Source organism: Pseudomonas sp. EA_65y_Pfl2_P78 (assembly GCF_963970495.1).
GTDB classification, from domain to species: Bacteria; Pseudomonadota; Gammaproteobacteria; order Pseudomonadales; family Pseudomonadaceae; genus Aquipseudomonas; species Aquipseudomonas baetica_A.
This window is the reverse complement of sequence record NZ_CAXAON010000069.1, coordinates 1-5,108: the sequence shown is the minus strand read 5'-3', so window position 1 is coordinate 5,108 and position 5,108 is coordinate 1. Positions and strand designations below refer to the sequence as shown.

At 50.9% G+C, this 5,108-nt stretch carries 2 protein-coding genes and 2 pseudogenes; all 4 read left to right on the top strand.

The features are described 5' to 3' along the window. Positions 1-479, top strand: a pseudogene (locus tag AACY02_RS25750) (type VI secretion system tip protein VgrG); the annotation flags it as partial. Next, positions 476-3,748: a hypothetical protein gene (locus AACY02_RS25745; protein ID WP_339434337.1), complete on the top strand. Its 3,273-nt coding sequence runs from the start codon at positions 476-478 to the stop codon at positions 3,746-3,748. The pseudogene AACY02_RS25750 and the gene AACY02_RS25745, both read left to right, overlap by 4 nt. Before the next feature lie 593 nt (positions 3,749-4,341). After that, positions 4,342-4,971, top strand: a complete 630-nt coding sequence (locus AACY02_RS25740) for a hypothetical protein (RefSeq protein ID WP_339434338.1) — start codon at positions 4,342-4,344, stop codon at positions 4,969-4,971. A 14-nt stretch (positions 4,972-4,985) separates the two neighbouring features. Further along, positions 4,986-5,108, top strand: a pseudogene (locus AACY02_RS25735) (Hcp family type VI secretion system effector); the annotation flags it as partial.

Sequence of the window (5,108 nt, the reverse complement as noted above, 5' to 3'; positions counted from 1 at the left end):
AAGAACATCACATCGTTTACGAAGACCGAAAAGTTGAAGCTCGGGCCAACGATCACCTGACCGTGGGCGTGAACCAGCACATCAAGATTGGGACTGGGCAGTTCATTGATGCGGGGCAGGAAATCCATCTTGATAGCGGCATCAAGGTCGTGCTGGAAGCGGGAGCTGAGCTGACGCTGATCGGAGGGGGCAGCTTTATCAAGATCGACGCCGCTGGCGTTACCATGAGCGGCCCGGTGATCAACATCAACTCCGGCGGCAGCCCCGGAAGCGGTACTGGCGCTGCTGCGGTACTTCCTGTACCGCCCAAGCCGGCCGATACCGCACCGGTCGGGCAAACGCAGGGCAACGCACCGGTCAACACGGCCGCACCAAGAAAAACCAGCGAGAAAGGCAAAGAGGCGCTCATCGTAGACGTGTGGGGAGACCCGGATTTGGGCAGTCAATTGCAATTGTTGGGGCCAGAGGACAAGGCATGAGTGAGTTCAAGGACAAGTCCATTACCGAAGGGACGCGCAAGAAGACTGACTACGATAATGATCAGAAATCACGATTAGCACTAAGTGTTGATCGAATCGATGGCGGCAAGCTGCAAATCCCTATCATGGTGGATGCGAAAACCACCGAAGAGCTGGACAAGTACCAGCAAAATACTTTGCTCGCGATTACCCCTTTGGCCCGCCTGCCGGGCCACGACAAGCTCAATGAAACCCTGCAAGGCGGCGTACCGCGTGTGGGCCGCGTTTATGTATTCCAAAACAACAAGGTTTGGCGTGAACTCGCTACCGACGGCAAAGGACAACTGTCCGAAGTTGACCTGGTTCACTGGCGGAAACTCGCGGATAAAAAAGGCAACGCCGATAAACGCGAGCCGGTGGGCGTTAAACAGCAACTGATTCTAGTGCCGATGTTTCTTCAGGGCCGATTTGTGGGTCGACAATTCAGCATGGCCTTCAGCGAAGTTTCCTGGACATGGGAATACATCACTTGGCTGGAAGAAGACCCAAGCCGCATCAAGGCACGCAGCCAAAATATGGCCTCCGCCTGGGCAGCAACAGCGGGTGAAACCACGATCTGGAAGGCCACCTCAATTCATCCCGCGACGCCAATCAAAAAACTGACCAAGGGGCTGCGCTCTCGGGATTTCAGCATTGAAGCTGCGATGGAAGACCCTGCGGAGTTCACTCCGGACTTCGCAGCCTTCAAACCCGATGCGTTAATCCTGAAGCTGCAAAAGCGCAAAGAAGAACTGGCTCAAAAAATCAAACATACGCCACCACCAGCCCTGCCAGCGTTGGAGGCGGGAGAGGATTTGTTGGCTCAAAAGGGGCTGCGTGATTACCCGCATCTGATTGGCATGATTCTCGATGACCCGTTGTTCGCCCTTCGTCATGCGACTTCACAGGTAAAGGAATGCGTCGATTATCTGCAAACCCTTAATGCCTTGGTCCCTCACCAATCCCACGGGCGATATGCACAAGTTTTATACAGCACACTGGCGGGCCCTCTTGCAGATCTAAAAGACAAAGTCGACCTACCCAAATTGCAAACGGTGGTATTCGAAGAAGAACGTGAAAAGTCCCGTGAGAAGCTGGCAAAAAGACTGTCGATACTTGTCGATGTGTTGGACAAACAACTCCAACCAACACTCCTCGACTGGTGCTATCGGAATGATGAAGGCTTAGTCGAGCCCTATAGCCTACTGACCCTGGCCCTTGACGCTCTAAATCAGGTACCCGAGCGTAGCGATGTCATGTATACCGGCAAAGGTTATACGGAACTGACCGGTTCCATTAATCGACTCGTACAAAACCTGCTGCAAGGACAGCACCCACTGGGTAGCCTGCTGCTAGCAAAAACCGCTGAGCAACTTCCAGAACTTGTAAAACGTCTAAAATCCATGCGCAACAGTGGGCAAGCGCCAGTACCGGAAGCCATGGGGTTGAGTACATTGATGCTGACGGCATCGTTAACTGGCGAAGTTGACCAACCCAGCGCCGGAAAAGGTTTTGCATATTTCCTCGCAGACTTACTCGATAACTTCGGTGCCAGCGTCGTGGCCCAAATCGGTCGTTTGTCTCAGAATGCGTCTAAGATCCAGCTTGATCGCTTGTTTTCCCCTACATTTGTAACCTTGGCTGCACTTTCGCCAAAAATGACAGAGATCAAGTTGATGCCTTACGGTCAGGCACTGGCTCAAGAGTATGTTGTCATCGGTGTGCAAGGTGCAGGACTGCGTGGCGGACTTACTGACGTCGAACGCCAGGCACTCACTCGCAAAAGTTACCGTTACGCGACGCTTCACGATCAGTCCGGCACAAGTGTGGGAAGTACCAGTCCACGCGGCTCAACAGCAGGTCAGCCTGCATTGCGCAATGTCACGGTCATTGCGGTCCCAAAAGGGAATGCAGACCTGGCCAACTACAGTGCATTCCGAGTTCGTTTTGGCGCTTTGACCCAGACGATGGAAAAGAACAAAGCCGTGCCTACGTTGATGGTGGCGTTCGCTGCTTATAATCTTTGGGTCCAAATAAAAGCATATGATGACCTTAATGCAAGCGGTGAATGGGGACGAGGGATCGCCGGGCTTGCAAGTGCTTCGATGGACTTAATTGCGGCCCTCGGAAGTCATAGCAAACTATTGATCGGCCCTGCCTTTGAGCAACAACTGACCAAACCTCGATTTAATGTAGAAAAAATTTCCACTCGTTGGGCAGAAAATTTAAAACTGCAAACAGGTAGTCCAAAGTTACCGATCCTCAGAGCGGTAGGAGGATCGGCTACGGTTGGTGGTGCATTATTGAGCGGGTGGGATAGCTACCGCGCGCTGGATCAGGGAGATACGAATGCAGCCGCAGCTTATGGTGTAGCCGCAGCAGGAGGTGGTCTATGGGCAGCCTACGGTTTCGGGCTAGTCCTTAATCCTTACGCTCTTGTGATCGGTATGGTTCTATCCATCGGTGGCACTATTGCGGCCAACTTGTTAACGGATAGCGATATCGAAATCGTTGTAAAAAAAGGTCCTTTCGGCAATCAGTTTGCCGAAGCAGGAATACTAGACAAAGCCTTAGGCAATGCTCAACGCTTCTCTCACTTGAAAGACCAACAGGTTGCCTTTCAGCAATTGCTCGGAATTATCGGAAAACCACAAATTTTCGTGCATCGATTGAGCGAGTGGCGGAAAAGAGCTCCAGCATCACACCTCAAAATACTACAACAGGCAGATTCTGATCGTGCACCACTTCCAAGCACGGAATTACAATGCGTCGCTCCTGGAAAACAGACATTGGTAGACCAAGACTGGGTCATCGTCCTCAGCTCTCCGCTACTGTCTATGTTCGAAAACAACAAGCAGTTTCAATTAATCGCGCAGGAATTCCAGAGCAGTATGCGTGTCAACGGTGTTTTCGACATCAAACGTTATCAACGTGTACCTGCTGCGCCCCCTAAGTTCGCTGCATTCTCAATCGACACCACCAGTGTTCTCTATGTACTTCCTGCCAATTTTCCAGTTGTACAACTAAGTCCTTTGGATCGCCACAGTATACGTATCACTCAGGGTCTAAAAGTAAGTGCTCAATTTGAACTTAGTTCCGATCAAGCAGACGAGAGTTTAGTATTACCTCAACCTAGCCCAAAATCCTGGTCGGCCTTCACCGCTGCCAATCGTCGTTTGCCACCGGACGATTTAAAACCGGACGCCGCGCCACCGTATTGGCAGATTGAAACTACTGAGACTTTAGCATGACCATAAGAATGGAAAAACCATACGATATTGGTGCTTATCGCAGCGATAACACTGACCCTCTGCCACCGCCGAAATGGGCAAAAGATGCCAATCGGTCAGGGAGCTTTGATACTCATCTTGCCTTCGGTCATTACGCTAATTTAGACCCTGAGATGGAGATCACGGCTCAACTGGAAAGTAAAAAGCAGATAACAAACCAGAGACTGCAAGACAAGACCAAAGAAGAATTATATTGTGGAGCCATTCGATGGCGCTTTCAAAACTCTAGCAAAATCCCGCACTTACTATTTGTACTTAAAATTCTGTGTTTCACATTCATATGGACACCGTGGACTATATGGATATTCGGTTCAATCAAACCGGAGCTCGGCTATGGCCCTCCCGAAGTTGGACTTGGCCTGCTAATCGCACTTTCGGCCGTAACTCTAATGCTCACATCTTTAACTTTATATATGACAGGAAAGAGAACGGTCCACCTCCTGCAAATCTTCGGCCTTATAGTAAACAGCAGCATTGTATATTGGCTAAAAGACTCGATCCTTGGCGACGATGGTATGCAGATCGCTCTATGGGCCGGTGCTTTCTTATATTTCATGGCCACTTTGGGTTCAGACTCGCTGATTTGGCTCCACAGTAAAATAAGCACCCACGACGGAAGCGAGTTCAACCGCCTTGACGGTATGCTTCGTTTCAAGCGTCGCTTCCGTCGTCTCTTCGTTGCCCCATTTGAAGAGTTCGATCCGGTGCTGCAACTGCTTCCAAGCGGTTATGGCTCCCACGACTACGCGTTGTGGCTGCATCATCGCTATACCGACACCAAAATTTGCTTGGCGACCAAGGTTCACTCGCTGGGATTGGATCAGGCCAACACACTCGCTTTTTGGGATTGTCTACAGCGTTACATGGATATCACGCAGCCGCTGCCTGACCTGCCTGTGCTTGAGCAAAGTCGCCATCTTGATCCCGTGACAGTGGCCCACGACGCAAAAACTAGCCGCAACCCACGACGATGGAGAGATCAGTCGGAGAAAGGATGGATCACAGGCGGCCAGAAGGCTCTGGCCAAACAGTTGCAGGAATATCCATGGCAAAAAGAACCCTGCATCGTGAAAGCGCGTATCGATCCATCGTTGACGATTGAGGCGTATTACCGCGTTCAAGAAGCAAAAGGGATACATGCAACTCCGAAAGCCGATGACTTCGATAATATTCATCGTTCATGATTACCTATGCCGCCATCAACAACAAAATGCACAACTGCCAGGATCCAGGCAACTCGCACTTCACCCACCTGGAAGAAGTGCAGTTCACCTACCGCAAAATCACCTGGACCCACGAAGTATCCGGTACTTCGGGTTCC